Origin of the sequence: Bacillus sp. PSXD-155, assembly GCF_049310765.1 — a bacterium.
In the GTDB taxonomy this organism is placed as follows: Bacteria; Bacillota; Bacilli; order Bacillales; family Bacillaceae_G; genus Bacillus_A; species Bacillus_A cereus.
In genome coordinates, this window is sequence record NZ_JBMOWC010000004.1 from 128,060 (window position 1) to 145,586 (window position 17,527).

Below are 17,527 nucleotides of genomic sequence, written 5' to 3' on the forward strand. Positions count from 1 at the left end.
CTCCCAAAAGGGAGTTTTTTTACATTTGATAAGCAGTATGATTAAAACTGCTTATTTTATAAGCTTTCGTATAATATTCAATATTCGTATCAACTGTTTCTACCTTGACAACATCATAGTGCTCTTCTTGCTTTACTAAAAATAAATAGTATTCCTCTGTTGCCTCAATAATCGCAATTTTATCTGTTTCAACATTATATTGTTCACAAAGTGCTTGTAATGCGTTCACATACTCCCCTAATTTTTTAGACTTATCCATTCCGAATATAGTTTGAACTAACATATACATTCTCCCCTTTATATGTACTGTTAACACCTTAATGATAACGCTTACATTATTTATCGTCAATAAAAACATTTGATGGTTTTAACGCCAAATCTATATTGTAGCGAGCCAATAATCAGCGAGGAATTCCCCGCCAATTAAAGCTTCACTTTATCACTTCGTTAATTGATGCCTAAATGCATAAATAACTGCCTGAGTACGATCACTTACATTTAGTTTATTTAATATATTACTCACATGTGTCTTTACTGTTTTGAGGGCAATAAACAATTCATCTGCAATCTCTTGATTACTTTTTCCCTCTGCAATTAATAACAAAATCTCAAACTCTCTTTCCGTTAAGTCATCATGCAAAGGTTGCTCTTTCTTTTGACGCATACGGGACATCATTTTCCCGGTAACTTTCGGCTCTAATACTGTTTCTCCATCATAAGTAGCTCGTACAGCATCAGCAATATCACTTGCTCTTGATGTTTTTAATAAGTAACTGGTCGCACCAGCCTCAATAACAGGGTACAATTTTTCGTCATCTAAAAAGCTTGTTACAACTACAATTTTTGCTTCTGGCCATTCTTGAATAATAGCACGTGTTGCTTCGACACCATCCATCTCATCCATAACAAGGTCCATTAAAATAATATCCGGTCTTAATTGCAATGCTAATTCTGATCCTTTTCGTCCATTCTCAGCTTCCCCTACTACTTCAATATCTGGCTGTGTAGATAAATATGCCGATACACCCATACGAACCATTTCATGATCATCGACAAGCAATACTTTTATCATACTTCTCCCCCTCTCTCAATCATAATCGGTACTTTTACTTCTATTTGTGTACCTTTGGCCGGGAAACTAAGCACCTTGAGTGTCCCACCAATTTCATGAACACGCTCTTGCATCGATCTTAGGCCATATGAACCTGCCTTATTAACGCCTACTTCAAACCCAACGCCGTCATCAATAATTTTTAAAATCGCATATTGATCAATTTTTCGAAGGCGCACTTCTGTTTTCTTTGCCTTCGCGTGTCGCAACGTGTTTGATAACGCTTCTTGCACAATACGGAATAAATGATCTTCTACACCTTTTTTTAATTCTATTGGCTCAATAAGCCATTCAATTTTCATATGTTGTTTTCGCGATAATTCCGTTAATAATTCCTCTATACCTTCTGTCAGTTTCTTACCTTCCAATTGTACAGGACGTAAATGAAGGAGCAATGCTCTCATTTCTGATTGAGCATTTACAACCATATTTTCAACAAGTTGTAATTGTTTTTTTGTCACATCTGGAAATTCAGTTATTTGTTCATTAATCGCTGACATCATCATCGACATTGCGAAAAGCTGCTGACTTACTGAATCATGCAACTCCCTTGCTAAACGATGCCTTTCTTGAGAAATTGCTTCTTGTCTCATCTCTTCATTCCAATGAGCTCGTTCATTCGTTACTTTTTGAAAGAGTCCAGCTTGCTCCTCTAATCGACGAGCCAGAACGATCACTTTTCGTTCCACTTCATGAAATTCATCATCTGCAGTAAACGAAACATCGCTCGGAAAATTCCCTCGCTCTACTTCAAATAGAAACGTATTTAATCCTTGTATACGCTGCTCTATATAGTAACCGATTGCATATCCTACAATTCCCCCGATAAGTAAACTTGTAGTCATAATAAACAAGCCAATTGGAACAGAAGCGATGGATTCCTTCCATAATAAATCATACACTTGTTGCTCGCTTTTCCATACATATACAATTGTACAAATGAGTGCGATACTAACTGAGGACAACATAGAATAACGAATATACATCCACGAAATATTTTTTTGTTTCTTCATTATACTTTCCTCACTTCCGTGTCGCCTACGACAAGCGAAGAAATAATTTTAATACGACGAGGAGCCTCTTTATACTGCTCTGTTCTAAATGTAACATTGCGGTTAAACCCTGTCTCTTCATGACCTGGCAAGAGCACACGTCCGACAATAACAGAATGATTTAAAGAAAGTTCAATATCATATGGCACATATAAACGAATATTACCAACGACACCCCGAATAACAATTACCGTTTCCCCTTCTGGAATCATAGCAGTAGTTAAATCTATTTCCACATCACAAGCACCGTATTGAACATTAATATCCTCAAGTTCATAAATATGATCCATCATTCGTACATTGCCTACAAACATATTTTTCAAATATGGTTCTGTACGATATATTTGCTTCTCTTCGTCTATAATCCCTTTTTCTTTAATTTCAACCTTCATTGCTTTTTGCTGATGCCCTTGTTGAATCAATTGATAACCAATTAAAGCTAAACAAGCAAATACGACAAGAACAAATGCTGCTGATGAAAATAAGAAAAATAAAAATACGATACCACCAACAAATAAAAATACATTTCCCCGTACATAACGATTCTTTTTACGATAATGCCTTCCAAACATAAGCATAATAAATGCAAAAATGAGACCACCTGGTTCAAAATGTCCAAGTATCATATCAAGAAAAAGACCGAATCCAAATATGATGAGGAGCATCCCCATTAATTGTGTCTTTGAAAAATGTTTCTTCATTTCAGCTCCCCCCTTCTTGTCACATATACATAGAAGAAAAGGCATTGCTTTCCAACACCTTTTCTCCTATCACTATATCATAAGCCTGTTTTATAATATACTACTATTATTTTGTTAACTCTTTCGTTAACGATACATCATTCTTTTCTTTCATTTCACGCTCAAGTTTTGCAATTTTCATATCAAATGTGTCACGCTCATGTTCTTCATTCATACGAGTTTCTAAGTCACGAATGTGATCTTCAATTTCTTCAAATCGTAAGAACGGATTATTTTCATCCATTTTATGCATCGCAGTATTCATACGACGATTTGCATGTGCCATATTTTCACGTGCCATTAGTTCCATACGCTTTGCGTGCATTTCTTTTAATTTATTTTTCATTTCAGAAAGACGACGCTCTAACTCATCAATTTGCTCTACAACACCTGCATACATTTCTTCTAATCGAGTTACTTGCCCTTCATAATAAGCTACCTCTTCTAACGCACGTTCGTGCAATTGTAATTCGCCTGCTTCTTGAGCAATGATAGCTTGCTTTGATCTTTTGTTAACGAAATAACGTGCTTGCTCAAGCTCACGAGCAAAGTTAGATTTTAATGTTTTATGACGTTCAATTAACTTCTCAATTTTTGTTATTTCACGCTCACTATCACGTAAATATTGGTTTAACATCGCAATTGGATTTTTTCTTTCCTTCTCATCTAACACGTTATGAAAATCAGCTAAAATTGCATCGCGTACACGTCCGAATAAAGATTGTTTCATTATAAATCTTCCTCTCTTCTACTTTATTTATAATTTGATTTATTGTTTTAGTTTTTCATTAATTTGTTCCACTCATCTTCAAAGTTGCTATATGGTTTAGAACTTTCTGGAGCAGATTCAACAACTACATCTTTTTCTTTTTTCCACTCACGGTATCCGTAGTATAAAACCACTAAAGCAGCGATACCGATTAATGCTGGTGAATGAGAAAGCGCAATGGATAAACCGATTAAACCAACAATACCCCAAGCTAACTTTCCAAAAAATGACTTAGCTCGCACAAATGATTTATAGCTCCAATATACAACTCCTGCTCCGATTGCGAATCCTACAATACCAGCAAGACTACCAAGAGCAATTAAAGCCAAAATACCGGCTGCGATAAACGCTAGAAATTGTTTCATCTTGTGCTTGCCTCCCTTCGATTTGATACTCTTATCTTAACTATTTTTTCATCTTTCCATAACGAGCTTAAGAACCGTTTTTAACTCAGACTTAAGACCGAGTCATATTCAGCCCTTTACGCAAAAAAACGTGCAGAGTTTATTCTCTGCACGTTTTTTTAATTACTAACATTCATATTAAATTAAGCTGTTTTATGATACTCTTTTTTCTCAGCTACTTTCGAAAATCTTGGAAATCCAATTAAAATAGAAAGAATCCCACATACTCCAACTAAGATTGGATAAAATGCATATGGCAACAATTCAACCGGAGATAACGCTGCAAATCCTGCTGCCGTTAACATTTGGGCACCGTACGGAATTAATCCTTGTACACAACATGAGAAAAGATCTAATACACTCGCTGATTTACGAGGGTCTATTTCATATTGATCTGCAATATTTTTTGCAAGCGGGCCTGTAAAGATAATCGAAATCGTATTATTCGCTGTACACATATTAGTCATACTTACTAAACCAGCAATACCAAATTCTGCACCTTTTTTCGAACGAATATTACGTGTTAATACATTCATTAAATATTGAATACCACCATTATATTGGATTAATTCAACCATACCGCCAATTAATATAGCAAGTAATACTAACTCCATCATACCGCCCATTCCAGTCGTTACACTTTTAAAGAAACTTTCTAACGTGTAACTTCCATCTATAAGACCGATAACACCAGATAATACAGTTCCACCAGTTAATACAATAAGTACATTCCAGCCAAGTAGCGCTGTAATAAGTACTCCTGCGTACGGTAAAATCTTTATCCAATCAAAGCTATGTGCTTTAATTTGCGTGTCACTTCCTGAAGTAACTATTACTAATAGTACAATTGTAATAATAGCCGCTGGTAACACAATTAAAAAATTCGTTTTAAACTTATCTTTCATTTCTGTTCCTTGTGAACGAACAGCTGCGATTGTTGTATCTGAAATAAATGATAAATTATCACCAAACATCGCTCCCCCAACAACAGTAGCCATTGCAAGCGCAATTGAGATATCAGTTTGACCACTAATACCCACAGCAATCGGCGCTAATGCTGCAATTGTTCCCATTGAAGTTCCCATTGCTAATGAAATAAATGCACCAATAACAAAGATTCCAGCTACGATAAATCCTGGCGGTAAAATAGTTAACGCTAAATTAACAGTTGAGTCTACTCCACCCATTCCTTTAGCAGTTTCAGAAAATGCACCTGCAAGCACAAAAATTAATACCATAATCATAATATCCGGATTTCCTGCACCTTTAGCGAACCGCTCTACTTTCACATTAAAACTTTCTTTACGATTCATCACTAAAGCGACTCCTACAGCAATTGAAATCGCTACAAGTATCGGCAATTTATAGAAATCACCTGTAATAATTCCAGAACCAATAAATAGCGCCAAAAATATCCCAAGTGGTAATAAAGCTAAACCATTTCCTCTCGTTTCTTTCAAAGTACCATCTCTCCCTAGTTTCAACCTTTTTCTAATGAATAACAAAAGACCTCTTCCGGTGAGAAGAGGTCTTATACATCTATAAGAAACGCTCTTCTCATCTTTCAAGCACATGCTTGCTGGATTTGGCACAGCACTCTGAAATCGAGTCCGCTGCCGAGGCATCGTAGGGCCAGTCCCTCCGCCTCTCTTTATAAGAAGGTTTCATATTTATTTTTTAATAATAATTTCTTCTCTAACTTTACTCGCTTACAAAACAAAAGTCAATTATTTTTTGTATAGATTTTTTTGGTAATTATACAAAAATTTGAATACAATAATCATTTTAACTTTTCGATTTCTTCTTCCAATATTGAAATCCAATAAAATTCACTATTTTTTATTGCTGCTAATATCCATTTCGTAGTGTACCAAGCTAACTCATACTCTTCCTTCGTGACATCGCCACTTTTATAAGCATCCTCTAGCTCCTCTTCATCTAATACATACACCTTACCGCTAGGTAATAATACTACATCTAAATATAAATCATCAAAATACGGTAAACCACGATCGTCTATTTCATATTCTTTCGTCACATCAATATAATATTGCACTAAATTGTGCCTATCATCTAACATAGCTGTAATCGCAAAGTTCTTTCCATTAATGAAATATTGAACCCACGTATACCCATCACTTGCAATACAAATTTCTTTACCATCATATTCTTTACAACTAGGCTCTCTCACCTTTTTTATATCCAGTATTCCGAGCATTCCCTCTTCCACTTGCTTAAGCCTATAACTCTTTTCTATTAGTCTTTTCCACGAAGAACCGTCACCATATTTACGTTTCATTATGTATACTCCTCTTCTATATACAGAAAAGCTCCCACATATTATGTGAGAGCTTGTTCATATTATAATTAAGCAGCTTGACCCTTTTCAGAAATCTCTTTTAAATAAGCTTGTCCTTTTTCAGCGTCATATTGACCTTCCCACTTAGACATAACTACAGCTGCTAAAGAGTTTCCTACAACGTTAACTGCTGTACGAGCCATATCTAAAATACGGTCAATACCAGCAATGAACGCTAAACCTTCAGGTGGAATACCTACTGTACCAAGTGTCGCTAATAATACAACGAATGATACGCCCGGTACACCTGCGATACCTTTTGATGTAACCATTAATACAAGTAATAATGTAATTTGTTGTGTAATAGATAAATCAATACCGTACATTTGCGCCAAGAAAATAGCCGCAATTGCTTGATATAAAGTTGATCCATCTAAGTTAAATGAATAACCTGTCGGAATAACGAAAGATGTAATTGCTTTCGGACAACCGAATTTCTCCATTTTCTCCATGATTTTTGGTAAAACTGTTTCTGAGCTTGCTGTAGAATACGCTAAGATCAGCTCGTCTTTTAAAATCTTAAAGAATTGGAAAATGTTAATTCCAAATATTTTCGCTGTAAGTCCTAAGACAACTACAACGAAGAAGATCATTGCCCCATATACGACAATTAGCAATTTCCCTAATGGAATTAATGAAGCAAGACCAAATGTAGAAACTGTAACACCAATTAGTGCAAACACACCAAATGGTGCAAATTTCATAACTTGGTTTGTTACATAAAACATTGCGTCAGCTACACCTTGGAAAAATTGAAGAACTGGTCTTCCTCTTTCACCAATTGCTGCTACACCTAAACCAAATAGTACAGAGAAGAAGATAATAGCAAGCATATCTCCGTCAGCCAATGACTTCATAATGTTTGTTGGAACAATATTTACAAACGTATCTGCAAATGAATGACTTTGTACTTGCTCTGTCGTATGTGTATATTTCGAAATATCTGTCTTTGTTAACTGCTCCATATTTACGCCTTTTCCTGGTTGGAAAATATTCGCTATTAATAGACCAACAATAATTGCAATTGTTGTAATAATTTCAAAGTAAAGAATTGTTTTTCCGCCTAGTCGACCTAGTTTTTTAACATCGCCAACACCAGCAACCCCAACAACAATACTTGCTACAACAATCGGTACAACGATCATTTTAATTAATCGGATGAAAATATCACCAATTGGTTGTAAGTACTTCACAACAGCTGGATTATCAAAGAAAATCGCCCCAACCGCAATACCAAGCGCAAGCCCTATTAATATTTGCCATGCAAGTCCTATTCTTTTCATATTTGTTGTAACCCCCTCTTCGATGTGTCACTCTATCTCTCATTCTATCTCTATAAAACTAAGAAATTAAGAGTATTACATATTATTCGACAATTCACTACATTTTGTCCCTGTTAAAAATCATAAATCAAAATTTAAAATCTGACAACAAAATAACTTTGCCCGAATGTAAATAATTTTCTTGACAAAAAATAAACCCATGTTAGAAAACCTCACATGAGAACGATTCCTCACTAGTGTTTTATTAGCTTTCTAAGTACTATTTCACCCCATAAAAACTATTACTTTCCTCCTGTATTTTACAGATAAATCCCAAAATATACCTTTATTACAGCCATAAATAAAATGTAAGTACTATGACAATTAAAGTTGAAAAATGATAAATTCCGACAAAACTTAGCAATTTTATAAAGTTTTCTTTACATTATGATTACAACGATAGACACTCTTCTTCTTATGATATATAACATTCATAGGGAAAGGAGTCAGACAACTATGAAAAAGAAATTTGCAGCGTTTAGTGTTTTAGCAGCAGGAACGATTTTTGCTTCCCCGTTACTTTCACCCGTATACGCTGAAACAAATCAAGATAAATTATCTAACATTCAATCTGAATTAGAAGGCAAACAAAGTGACTTACAAAATAAATCAGTCGAGAAAGAACAAATAGAAAAAGAAATTCAAGAATTACAGAAGAAAATCGATGAATTAACTACTTCTATTAATAAAAACGAGGCTGAATTAAACGATACAAAAAAAGAAATTAGCAAAACACAACAAGTAATTACTGACAAAAAGAAACATATAGAACAATTACAAACAAACATAGATACACGTCAGGAAGTTATTAAACAACGATTACAATCTATGCAAGAAAAACCGCGTACAAATATCATTACAGAAGTATTAACAAACTCTACAAACATTGCTGATCTTGTTGATAATATGTACTCCGTAAGTTTAATATTAAACAACGATACAGATATTGTAAAAAAACAAACATCTGATCAAAATGCTGTAACTACAGAAAAAGAAGCTGTTGAGAAAAAAGAACAACAACTGAAAGAATCTGAGCAAAAACTAGAACAAAAACAACAAGAATTACAAAATAACCAACAGCAGCAACAGACTCTTATTAACGATCTACATACGAAAGTAGCAAAAGTAGATTCAGAGATTGAAGGATTAGAAGAATCCAAAGGCATTTTAGAAAATCAACGTCAAGCTGTGCAAAAAGCAATTGAAGAAGAAAAACGGGCCGAAGAAGCTCGTAAAGCGGAAGAAGCTCGCCAGGCAGAAGAGGCTCGCAAACAACAAGCTACTAAATCTGCTCAAGCAACTCAAGCAGCTCCAACACCACATGATACAAACATCGGTGGCTTTATCAAACCAGCAGCTGGATCAAAAACTTCCGGATTTGGTGTACGTTCTTTAGATAACCATAAAGGAATTGACATCGCCGCTTCGGGAACGGTTCCAATTATCGCTGCTGCAGATGGCGTTGTTATTCGCTCAGAATTATCATCTAGTTACGGAAACGTAGTGTATTTATCTCACCGTATAAACGGAAAAACATATACGACAGTATATGCTCATATGAATAGCCGTTCTGTATCGAATGGACAAACTGTAAAACAAGGCGATCAGCTTGGATTTATGGGGAACACTGGCCAATCATACGGACAACATTTACACTTCGAACTTCATCTTGGAGAATGGAATGTCGGCAAGACAAACGCAGTCGACCCATCTCCTTATATCGGATTATAAAAAACCTCGGTACCTACCGAGGTTTTTTATTTACACTTCACACAATATAGGCATTCTACATAGACTATAACTAAATGCCTATAGTTTACGAGGTGATCAATATGAATACGCAATTACAACAAAAAATAGAAGAAGCTAGAGCGACATTTATCGGCCGGATATTTACATTTGGCGGATCAGTTTTATTTTTAATCGGTTCATTCCTCGCAGTCACCACAGCCTATAAAGCGTATAATCGTCTATTACATTCAACAACATAAAAAAAGACGGGAGATCCCCGCCTTTTTTTATGCAAACATTTTAAATACACCTATCACATTTAAAAATACAATTATTACAGTTACCGGAATGACATAACGAAGTAAGAAGAACCAAATGTTAAATAACGTTTTCCCCTTCGTTTCCGTCACTTCTAATTCTTTCATCAACAACTCTTTACTCATTTTATTTGGTACAAATAATGAAATAGCTAGTACTCCTAACGGCAGCAATACGTTACTTACCGAAAAGTCGACTAAATCAAAGAATGTTTTCCCAAATATTTTCACGTCACTCATAATCCCAAATGATAACGCTGATGGAATACCGACTGCAAAAATAAGAATACCAATTAATAATGATGCTGACGGACGCTTCTTCTCATTACCTTTCGCAACAGATGCTACTACAATTTCAAGCATTGAAATTGCTGATGTTAAAGTCGCAAAGAAGAATAAAATTAAAAACATAATAAAGAAAAATTGACCAAATGGTATTTTTGCAAATACTGCTGGAAGGACGATAAACAGTAATCCCGGTCCTTCAGTCGGTTTAACTCCTAATGCGAAAATCGCTGGGAAAATTGCTAATCCTGCAAGTACTGTAACAAAAACAGTTAAACTTACAATAGATGTTGCCGATTTCGCTAAATGTTCCTCTTTCTTTAAATACGAACTATACGTTACCATTACCGAGGCACCTACAGTTAGCGAGAAGAAAGATTGTCCCATCGCATATAAAATTGTATCTGCTGTCAGCTTTGAAAAATCTGGTTTTAAGAAGAACTCTACTCCAGCAAAAGCACCATCGAGTGTTAACGCACGAACAATAATCGCAATAAATAAAATAAATAATAGCGGCATCATGTACTTACTTGCCTTTTCTATACCTTTCTCTACACCTTTACTTACAACAAAAATCGTACAAAGCATAAAGATAAATTGCGCTCCAATCGCACTTAACGGATTTGAAATCGTTTCACCGAACAATTGTCCATAATCAGCTACTCCATTCCAGAAACTTCCTGTCACACTATAATATAAATAAAGTAAAATCCATCCACCTACAACACTATAAAAAGATAGTACACTAAAACAAGTAGCAACTCCCATACGACCAATCCAAGGATATAATTTGCTATTTGGCACTAGTACTTTATAAGCTGTAACCGCCTCTTTTTGCGTGCTACGTCCAATAACAAACTCCGCTATTAGAAGAGGCATACCTATAAATAAAGTTAATAGTAAAAATACAAGGAAGAATGCGCCTCCCCCGCCATTACCTGCAACATATGGAAATTTCCATATCGCACCAAGACCTACTGCGGCTCCGGCTGCTGCGAGTACAAAGCCTATTTTCGACGTCCATTGCTGTGTTTCTTTCATCATAAATTCCCCTTTTCTGAATATTTAAAATTTTGTTAATTATACACTTTCATTTCATACTCGCACACCTCCTTTAGAAAATAAAAAAGTCCCCTACACGCAAATATGCATGTAGAGGACGATATATGTAATGTAAATACCGTGGTACCACCTCAATTGGATTGATAAATCCCACTTGTTCAAGTACAGGAATAATTCCGATACTCTATCCTTTTAACGGCGGAACCCGGGTTGCCTACTACAATGTTCAACATACCTCTCGCAAGCCCATTCTGTATAATTTATCGTACCGGGCTCCCACCTAACCCCAACTCTCTGAACGCATCAAATATACGTACTCTTCTTGCTCATCGATTTCATCTATTGAAGTTACTTGTGATTATAAATTATATTTTTATATTTGTAAAGCGCACTTTATCTTTTATTATTTTAAAACCTTTCCCTCTAATTCTCGCAAAAAACTTTCTCTTTCTCTCTCGTTTTGCACATATACTGATTTCAACACTTCTTGGAGTAATATATTTCGTTCTCTCTTTTCTAACTGTAAATCTTTTAACTTCACCCTTACTTCATATAAAAAATCTAAATACGATTCATATGTCTCATCATATTTATTTGCAATCTCATCTCGAATTTTTTTTGCGAGCTTTGGGCTCGCTCCCCCAGTAGAAACTGCTATATTAAGCAAACCACGATGAATCGCTGCTGGAAAGTGAACATTACCACTTTCCGGATTTGTAATAACATTTACTAATTGATTCTCTGCGGCATCTTCAGCAACTTGTTCATTTAATATTGAATCACTACTCGCTGCAACAACTAAAAAAGCATTTTTAATATCACTTTTTTCATATTCTCTTTGATACCAACGAATTTTCTTTTCTTCCACAAGTTTTACTAAATTCGCATCTAATTCTGGACTGATCACAACTATATCCGCACCTTGTTTGAGTAAAGGAATAATTTTAAATCCTGCAACTTTTCCCCCACCAATAACAACAACGCGTTTCTCATTAACTCGCACTGTAAGTGGATACATACTGATCTCCTTTCAATAACTCCGTCGTTTTCTGAATTAACATATCTTGTAACGCTTCATTCTTCCCTAAATATGGACTGATTTTTATCTCTTCCAATGCATATTGGCGCACTTCTTTCTCAATATGTTTCATAAGTAAACCTGTAAATAACAAATAAGGTAGCACAACGATGTTCTCCACTTCCCGTTCTACAACTTCCTTCAATTTCCTCTCAAATTTCGGCTCCGCAGCCGCTAAATAACAAACCTCAACTTTTTTAATTTTCTCCTCAGCTTGAAATAAAGAGGCGATCCATTTTATATCTTGTAATACTTCAGGATCACTACTTCCTCTTGCAACGAGCAGAAGGGTCACTTCAGCCTTCCCTTCCTTTTCAATACCACTTCCGTTATATACTGATTTGATAAGTGTTTCTGATACACCAAACGGATTACCATAAGTCACTTTAACATTCGGATATTGATTCTTGAGCTTTACCAATTCAAATGGAATATCTTTCTTCACATGACCTGCCGCTAATAAAAAAACAGGGATGGCAATAATCTCCGTGGCCCCACGCTTCACACATGTACGAAAACCATCTTCAATAGAAGGATTCGCTAACTCTAAAAAACAAACTTCTTGAATATTCGCTTCTATACGACTCATACACGATGTAATAAATTGAATCGCCTCTTCTTTCGCTGTCTTCAAACGACTTCCATGACATATATATAAGACGGCTTTCATTTTACAACACTCCACTTACTTGATAAGCATTTTCCGTTTGCTTCTCAAACCAATGGATTTTTTCTCTAAAACGGACAACTTCTCCAATTACAATCATGCTCGGATTTTGAATTTGCTCTTTTTTCGCAACATCTACAATTGTTCCTAATGTCCCAACAACTGTACGTTGCATAGACGTCGTCCCCTGCTCAATAATAGCAGCTGGCGTACTTTTATCTTTTCCATGCTTCATAAGTTGCTCACATATGTAGGGCAAATTACTAACCCCCATATATATCGCTAAAGTCTCTACACCTTTCGCTAAACTTTCCCATTTCACTTCTTCTTCAGCACCTTCTTTCCTATGCCCAGTCACAATAGCAAAACTTGCACTTGCATCACGGTGCGTCACTGGAATACCAGCATAAGCAGGTGCAGCTATTCCAGACGAAATACCTGGGACGATTTCAAATGGTACACCTTGCTTTGCTAATGCTTCCGCTTCTTCTCCCCCTCTACCAAATACAAATGGATCGCCGCCCTTAAGCCTCGTTACAACTTTCCCTTTTTTCGCATACTTAATAAGAAATGTATTAATTGTTTCTTGCTTCATCGTGTGATAATTCGGGAGTTTCCCGCAATAAATTAAATCCGCGTCAGGCTTTGCGTGTGAAAGCAGCTCTTTATTCACAAGGCGATCGTATAAAATAACATCTGCCTTCTCAATACATTTCAACCCTTTAACAGTAATTAAATCTGGATCGCCAGGACCCGCTCCAACAATATAAACCTTCCCCATCATCTCTCCTCATTTCTACTATTAAAATGAAACTTCCATTCGTATATAAGAATGGAAGTTTTTATTTTTTCGTATTACTAATCTCTACTCATGAATAACAAATGCTGCACCTTTTCGAATCTTCTTTTTTTCAAACAAAGAAATCTCTTTTACCTCTGGCAACGGTAAGAAATGTTTTTCAAGCTCAATCTCCGCAAGCTTAAATGCCTGTTCTTCACTTTGAGCAACAACAACAATCGGAACAATATCACTCACTAATACAGCTTCAAATCGATATAAATCCATATTGTCCCCCCTAAGACGCTATGACTTCTTCTAACACGTTATTTAACGCTATTTGTAATGTGTCTACACCAACACGCCCTACAAAATCATAAAATGTTTCGGCTGGTAATTTATTCTCTTTGAAATAACTTATAAATGATGCGAGTACATCAGGTAAATCCTCGCCATCTATTTTTCCTTTTAACTTTTGATTGTAGGCACCGCCATCTAACAACGTTCCACCTACATATATCTCAAATGCTTCAACAATTCCCTTTTCCTTCGTTTTCATTTTCACCCCTTGTAACCCAATGTCAGCAATTTGACGTTGACCACATGAATTCGGGCAGCCTACCATATGAATTCGAACTGGAACATCGAGTGCAATTTGTGTATCTAAGTATTCTGCAATTTTTCGTAATCTTTCTTTCGTTTCTACTAGTGCAAGATTACAATATTCAATACCGGTACATGAAACCGCATGACCAATAAATGATTTTGGGCTTGCAGATATCGCTTCAAACAACGGTTCACTAAGTAATCCTTTTACATTTTCCGGAGGAACGTTCGGAATAATGAAATTTTGTGAATTACATGTACGAATTTGTCCATTTCCATATTGCTTTGCGATTCTTGCAATCTCAAACATTTCTTCTGCATGTAAACGACCTACCGGTACATTAAAACCTACATATTTTAATCCCTCTTGTTTTTGGTCTTGAACACCATAAAAATAGCCTGCATTCCATCCTTTGAGTGCACTTTCCCCTTTACTTTGTAAAGGCCCTGTATACTCTATTAGTTTCTCTTTAAATTTCTCTGCTCCCCAGTCCGCAACAAGAAATTTCAAACGGGCTAAATGACGTTTCTCACGATATCCAAAATCACGGAATATAGTAGCAATCGCAATTGCCACTGCCTTCACTTCTTCTGGTAAAACGAACACATCTAATTCATCAGCTAAATATGGACGGGCTGATAATCCTCCGCCTACTTTTATATGAAAACCAACTTTTTTCTCACCATCTATTTCTTTCGTAGCAGGTGTAAATGCAACACAGTTAATCTCTGCGTTTGCTGAGTTATAAATATTAGAACTAATAGACATTTTAAATTTACGTGGCAAATTAGAAAACTCTTCATTATGTTGGAAATAGTCATATACCTCTTTCACAATATGTGTCGTATCAAATAGTTCATTTGCATCAATTCCAGCAAGCGGATTACCTGTAATATTCCGCGTTATATCACCACAAGCCCCCGCTGAAGATAATCCAACTCTTGCTAATCTTTTAAAAATATCTGGAATTTGCTGAATTTCTAACCAGTGAAACTGAATCGCCTGTCTCGTAGTAATATCTATTACATCACGTCCATAATCCTCAGCGATAGAAGCAAGTACTTCTGCCTGCGCATTTGTAATAATCCCTGACGGAATATTTACCCGCATCATAAAATAACCAGCTTCTTTTGGACGTTGTAAATACAATCCTGCCCATTTAAAGGCATCCCACTCTTCTTTCGGAATAGATTCAAATCCATTTTCCGCATAGTAAGGAATATCATTAAAAATTTCTAAGCCATCTTTTTCTAATTTATTTTTCTCCGTTTGATTTAGTTTTTCATTGTTAGCCCATACTTTTTCATAACTCATTTTTAAATCCCCCTATATAAAGTGAAACTTTAATCAGTAGAGTTTTGTTCATCCCACGCTGATTATTAGCCTTAACCAATCGGGTATTTACGGGCAGCCCGACCCCCACCTAACTTCCTTGCCCCAATCGAACTTTGAGGTAGGAATTTTACTTCCCGGCAAATAGCGGGATAAAACTACGCTCTTGTAAGTACTTCACGATTTGTTCTGCACATTCTTCAATAGAATATTTGTGCGTTTCTACAATTAATTCTGCTTGCTCTGGCTCTTCATAAGGCGAATCAATACCTGTGAAATCCTTAATATCACCTTTTCTTGCCTTTTTATAAAGCCCTTTCGGATCACGTTTCTCACACTCTTCAATCGGACACTTCACAAAAATTTCAATAAATTCATCTGCCGCTAATAAATCTCTTACTTGTTTGCGGTCTACTCGAAATGGTGAAATAAATGCTGTAAGGACAACTGTTCCTTGATCTACAAATAACTTTGCCACTTCGCCAATACGTCTTATATTTTCCATGCGATCACTTTCAGAAAATCCTAAGTCTTTATTTAAACCGTGGCGAATGTTATCCCCATCCAGCACATAATTTCCAATATTCTTTTCAAACAATTTACGAGCGACCGCATTCGCTACTGTAGATTTACCCGAAGCTGATAAACCAGTAAACCAAATTACAAAACTGTGATGTCCATTCTTCACTCTTCTCTCATCTTTTGAAACCGAAGCTGTATGCCAAGTAATATTCGTATCCATCTCGTTCTCTCCCTATTCTGTTACTACTTCTTTTTTTAAACCTTTAATTAGCACTTCTACTACTTCTTTACGACTAAATGTACTTGGCGGAATCTCACCGTTTCTTAATAATTCTCTTACTTTCGTACCTGATAAAATAACATGATTTTCTTTTCCGTGCGGGCATGTTTTCGTTGAAGCCATCGCTTCACATTTCGTGCAGTAAAAACTATGTTCAAAGAATAGTGGTGTAATGCCTAACTCTTCTATCGTAAAATTCGTGAAGATTTCTTGCGCTTCGTATGTTCCGTAATAATCTCCTACTCCGGCATGATCACGTCCTACAATAAAGTGGGTACATCCAAAATTCTTTCTTACTAACGCATGAAATATCGCTTCTCTTGGTCCTGCGTAACGCATTGCAGCAGGAAATACACTTAAAAAGACACGATTTTTCGGATAATAGTTTTGAAGGAGTACTTCATAGCTTTCCATTCTTACATCAGCAGGAATATCGTCCGATTTCGTTTCTCCAACGAGTGGATTTAAAAAGAGACCATCTACAATTTCAAGAGCAGATTTTTGAATATACTCATGGGCACGATGTACCGGGTTTCTCGTTTGAAATCCGACTACTGTTTTCCACCCACGTTTTTTAAATTCTTCTCTCGTTTCAATTGGGTCTAAATGATAAGAAGGAAATTGATTATTTTCAAAGCGTTTTGTTAGAATAATAGTTCCTCCAACGTAAACGTTTGGTCGTTCATATAATTTTTTCACTCCTGGATGAGCCTCATCCGTTGTTTTATATACAAGTAACGCTTCTTTTTCTTTATCTGGTACGAAAATATCTTCTATTTGAATAGCACCATATATATTTCCATTGTTGACAAGCTTCACTTCCTCTCCGGTCTTCAAGCTTTCTGCGACTTCTTCTGTTACCGGTAATGTAATTGGTATACTCCACACACTACCATTTGCTAAACGAAGCGTTTCTACGACTGAATCATAATCTTCCTTCCCCAAAAAACCAGTAAGCGGGCTATATCCACCTGTCGCCAATAGTTCTAAATCACTTAAAGCAATGTTGTCTAATTTAATTTCTTTTTCAATTTGTGATATATCATATGTCTCATCTATACGGTTTACTAATTCGTTTACTGTGCTCATTTTCTATATCCCCTCTTAGCTT

General features: G+C 35.9%; 19 protein-coding genes, 1 riboswitch and 1 other annotated feature. Of the genes, 2 read left to right on the plus strand and 17 right to left on the minus strand.

Translation table 11 applies throughout. From position 1 onward, the window contains the following. Nucleotides 1–19: 19 nt before the first annotated feature. From ACO6VI_RS05325 to gltP, 9 genes are all read right to left on the minus strand, one after another. Complete coding sequence (locus tag ACO6VI_RS05325; RefSeq protein WP_140337705.1) at nt 20–358, minus strand: DUF3922 domain-containing protein; 339 nt, start codon at nt 356–358, stop codon at nt 20–22. Nucleotides 359–439: 81 nt separating this feature from the next. Continuing rightward, nucleotides 440–1,072, minus strand: coding sequence for a response regulator (locus ACO6VI_RS05330; protein ID WP_000598707.1), 633 nt, complete (start codon nt 1,070–1,072; stop codon nt 440–442). Next, entirely contained in the window at nt 1,069–2,124 is a 1,056-nt protein-coding gene (locus tag ACO6VI_RS05335; protein WP_000744326.1) for a sensor histidine kinase, read from the minus strand. Before ACO6VI_RS05335 ends, ACO6VI_RS05330 begins: the two co-directional genes overlap by 4 nt. Beyond that, the gene (liaF, locus tag ACO6VI_RS05340) at nt 2,124–2,864 is read right to left on the minus strand and encodes a cell wall-active antibiotics response protein LiaF (protein ID WP_000716094.1); all 741 of its coding nucleotides are present in this window, start codon (nt 2,862–2,864) and stop codon (nt 2,124–2,126) included. The genes ACO6VI_RS05335 and liaF overlap by 1 nt, the downstream gene beginning before the upstream one ends. A 106-nt stretch (nt 2,865–2,970) precedes the next feature. Then, complete coding sequence (locus ACO6VI_RS05345) at nt 2,971–3,633, minus strand: PspA/IM30 family protein (protein ID WP_000814127.1); 663 nt, start codon at nt 3,631–3,633, stop codon at nt 2,971–2,973. Between the two features lie 47 nt (nt 3,634–3,680). Beyond that, nucleotides 3,681–4,037 (minus strand): hypothetical protein, encoded by a 357-nt coding sequence (locus ACO6VI_RS05350; RefSeq protein ID WP_000808640.1) that lies wholly within the window; start codon nt 4,035–4,037, stop codon nt 3,681–3,683. 182 nt (nt 4,038–4,219) lie between these two features. Continuing rightward, the gene (locus ACO6VI_RS05355) at nt 4,220–5,536 is read right to left on the minus strand and encodes a Na+/H+ antiporter NhaC family protein (protein ID WP_000665495.1); all 1,317 of its coding nucleotides are present in this window, start codon (nt 5,534–5,536) and stop codon (nt 4,220–4,222) included. A gap of 94 nt (nt 5,537–5,630) precedes the next feature. Beyond that, nucleotides 5,631–5,736: riboswitch (SAM riboswitch) on the minus strand. A gap of 120 nt (nt 5,737–5,856) precedes the next feature. Further along, nucleotides 5,857–6,375, minus strand: coding sequence for a DUF402 domain-containing protein (locus ACO6VI_RS05360; protein WP_000824654.1), 519 nt, complete (start codon nt 6,373–6,375; stop codon nt 5,857–5,859). A 68-nt stretch (nt 6,376–6,443) separates the two neighbouring features. Further along, the gene (gene gltP, locus ACO6VI_RS05365; RefSeq protein ID WP_000821130.1) at nt 6,444–7,718 is read right to left on the minus strand and encodes a glutamate/aspartate:proton symporter GltP; all 1,275 of its coding nucleotides are present in this window, start codon (nt 7,716–7,718) and stop codon (nt 6,444–6,446) included. A 495-nt stretch (nt 7,719–8,213) separates the two neighbouring features. Here gltP and ACO6VI_RS05370 point away from each other — a divergent pair, with 495 nt between their 5' ends. Together ACO6VI_RS05370 and ACO6VI_RS05375 are read left to right on the plus strand one after the other, a co-directional pair. Beyond that, a complete protein-coding gene (locus tag ACO6VI_RS05370; RefSeq protein WP_000726083.1) occupies nt 8,214–9,488 on the plus strand; it encodes a murein hydrolase activator EnvC family protein in 1,275 nt (424 codons plus the stop codon). A 101-nt stretch (nt 9,489–9,589) separates the two neighbouring features. Further along, on the plus strand, nt 9,590–9,748 hold the full coding sequence (locus ACO6VI_RS05375; protein ID WP_001095997.1) for a hypothetical protein: 159 nt from the start codon (nt 9,590–9,592) through the stop codon (nt 9,746–9,748). Nucleotides 9,749–9,775: 27 nt separating this feature from the next. On the opposite strand, the gene ACO6VI_RS05380 is transcribed toward ACO6VI_RS05375, so the two are convergent. The 8 genes from ACO6VI_RS05380 to sat form a co-directional block, all read right to left on the minus strand. Further along, nucleotides 9,776–11,131: a sodium-dependent transporter gene (locus tag ACO6VI_RS05380; RefSeq protein WP_043924636.1), complete on the minus strand. Its 1,356-nt coding sequence runs from the start codon at nt 11,129–11,131 to the stop codon at nt 9,776–9,778. A 111-nt stretch (nt 11,132–11,242) separates the two neighbouring features. Then, nucleotides 11,243–11,491, minus strand: a binding site (T-box leader). Nucleotides 11,492–11,555: 64 nt separating this feature from the next. Beyond that, nucleotides 11,556–12,170 carry an NAD(P)-binding protein gene (locus ACO6VI_RS05385; RefSeq protein ID WP_000283352.1) on the minus strand — a complete coding sequence of 205 codons (615 nt, stop codon included), beginning with the start codon at nt 12,168–12,170 and terminating at the stop codon, nt 11,556–11,558. Further along, entirely contained in the window at nt 12,145–12,900 is a 756-nt protein-coding gene (locus ACO6VI_RS05390) for a sirohydrochlorin chelatase (protein WP_000648881.1), read from the minus strand. The genes ACO6VI_RS05385 and ACO6VI_RS05390 overlap by 26 nt, the downstream gene beginning before the upstream one ends. 1 nt (nt 12,901) lies before the next feature. Continuing rightward, nucleotides 12,902–13,678, minus strand: a complete 777-nt coding sequence (cobA, locus tag ACO6VI_RS05395) for a uroporphyrinogen-III C-methyltransferase (RefSeq protein ID WP_000521256.1) — start codon at nt 13,676–13,678, stop codon at nt 12,902–12,904. Nucleotides 13,679–13,762: 84 nt separating this feature from the next. Further along, complete coding sequence (locus ACO6VI_RS05400; RefSeq protein WP_000366918.1) at nt 13,763–13,963, minus strand: DUF3906 family protein; 201 nt, start codon at nt 13,961–13,963, stop codon at nt 13,763–13,765. Between the two features lie 10 nt (nt 13,964–13,973). Beyond that, on the minus strand, nt 13,974–15,596 hold the full coding sequence (locus ACO6VI_RS05405) for a nitrite/sulfite reductase (RefSeq protein WP_000119611.1): 1,623 nt from the start codon (nt 15,594–15,596) through the stop codon (nt 13,974–13,976). Nucleotides 15,597–15,744: 148 nt separating this feature from the next. Next, nucleotides 15,745–16,356, minus strand: coding sequence for an adenylyl-sulfate kinase (cysC, locus tag ACO6VI_RS05410; protein ID WP_029441817.1), 612 nt, complete (start codon nt 16,354–16,356; stop codon nt 15,745–15,747). 12 nt (nt 16,357–16,368) lie between these two features. Continuing rightward, the gene (sat, locus tag ACO6VI_RS05415; RefSeq protein ID WP_000108780.1) at nt 16,369–17,505 is read right to left on the minus strand and encodes a sulfate adenylyltransferase; all 1,137 of its coding nucleotides are present in this window, start codon (nt 17,503–17,505) and stop codon (nt 16,369–16,371) included. Nucleotides 17,506–17,527: the final 22 nt, after the last annotated feature.

Bases quoted from the DNA above. Each gene is read 5' to 3' on its own strand.
- ACO6VI_RS05325 (WP_140337705.1), bottom strand. From the start codon at position 358: ATGTTTTTATTGACGATAAATAATGTAAGCGTTATCATTAAGGTGTTA.
- ACO6VI_RS05330 (WP_000598707.1), bottom strand. From the start codon at position 1,072: ATGATAAAAGTATTGCTTGTCGATGATCATGAAATGGTTCGTATGGGT.
- ACO6VI_RS05335 (WP_000744326.1), bottom strand. From the start codon at position 2,124: ATGAAGAAACAAAAAAATATTTCGTGGATGTATATTCGTTATTCTATG.
- liaF (WP_000716094.1), bottom strand. From the start codon at position 2,864: ATGAAGAAACATTTTTCAAAGACACAATTAATGGGGATGCTCCTCATC.
- ACO6VI_RS05345 (WP_000814127.1), bottom strand. From the start codon at position 3,633: ATGAAACAATCTTTATTCGGACGTGTACGCGATGCAATTTTAGCTGAT.
- ACO6VI_RS05350 (WP_000808640.1), bottom strand. From the start codon at position 4,037: ATGAAACAATTTCTAGCGTTTATCGCAGCCGGTATTTTGGCTTTAATT.
- ACO6VI_RS05360 (WP_000824654.1), bottom strand. From the start codon at position 6,375: ATGAAACGTAAATATGGTGACGGTTCTTCGTGGAAAAGACTAATAGAA.
- gltP (WP_000821130.1), bottom strand. From the start codon at position 7,718: ATGAAAAGAATAGGACTTGCATGGCAAATATTAATAGGGCTTGCGCTT.
- ACO6VI_RS05370 (WP_000726083.1), top strand. From the start codon at position 8,214: ATGAAAAAGAAATTTGCAGCGTTTAGTGTTTTAGCAGCAGGAACGATT.
- ACO6VI_RS05375 (WP_001095997.1), top strand. From the start codon at position 9,590: ATGAATACGCAATTACAACAAAAAATAGAAGAAGCTAGAGCGACATTT.
- ACO6VI_RS05380 (WP_043924636.1), bottom strand. From the start codon at position 11,131: ATGAAAGAAACACAGCAATGGACGTCGAAAATAGGCTTTGTACTCGCA.
- ACO6VI_RS05385 (WP_000283352.1), bottom strand. From the start codon at position 12,170: ATGTATCCACTTACAGTGCGAGTTAATGAGAAACGCGTTGTTGTTATT.
- ACO6VI_RS05390 (WP_000648881.1), bottom strand. From the start codon at position 12,900: ATGAAAGCCGTCTTATATATATGTCATGGAAGTCGTTTGAAGACAGCG.
- cobA (WP_000521256.1), bottom strand. From the start codon at position 13,678: ATGGGGAAGGTTTATATTGTTGGAGCGGGTCCTGGCGATCCAGATTTA.
- ACO6VI_RS05400 (WP_000366918.1), bottom strand. From the start codon at position 13,963: ATGGATTTATATCGATTTGAAGCTGTATTAGTGAGTGATATTGTTCCG.
- ACO6VI_RS05405 (WP_000119611.1), bottom strand. From the start codon at position 15,596: ATGAGTTATGAAAAAGTATGGGCTAACAATGAAAAACTAAATCAAACG.
- cysC (WP_029441817.1), bottom strand. From the start codon at position 16,356: ATGGATACGAATATTACTTGGCATACAGCTTCGGTTTCAAAAGATGAG.
- sat (WP_000108780.1), bottom strand. From the start codon at position 17,505: ATGAGCACAGTAAACGAATTAGTAAACCGTATAGATGAGACATATGAT.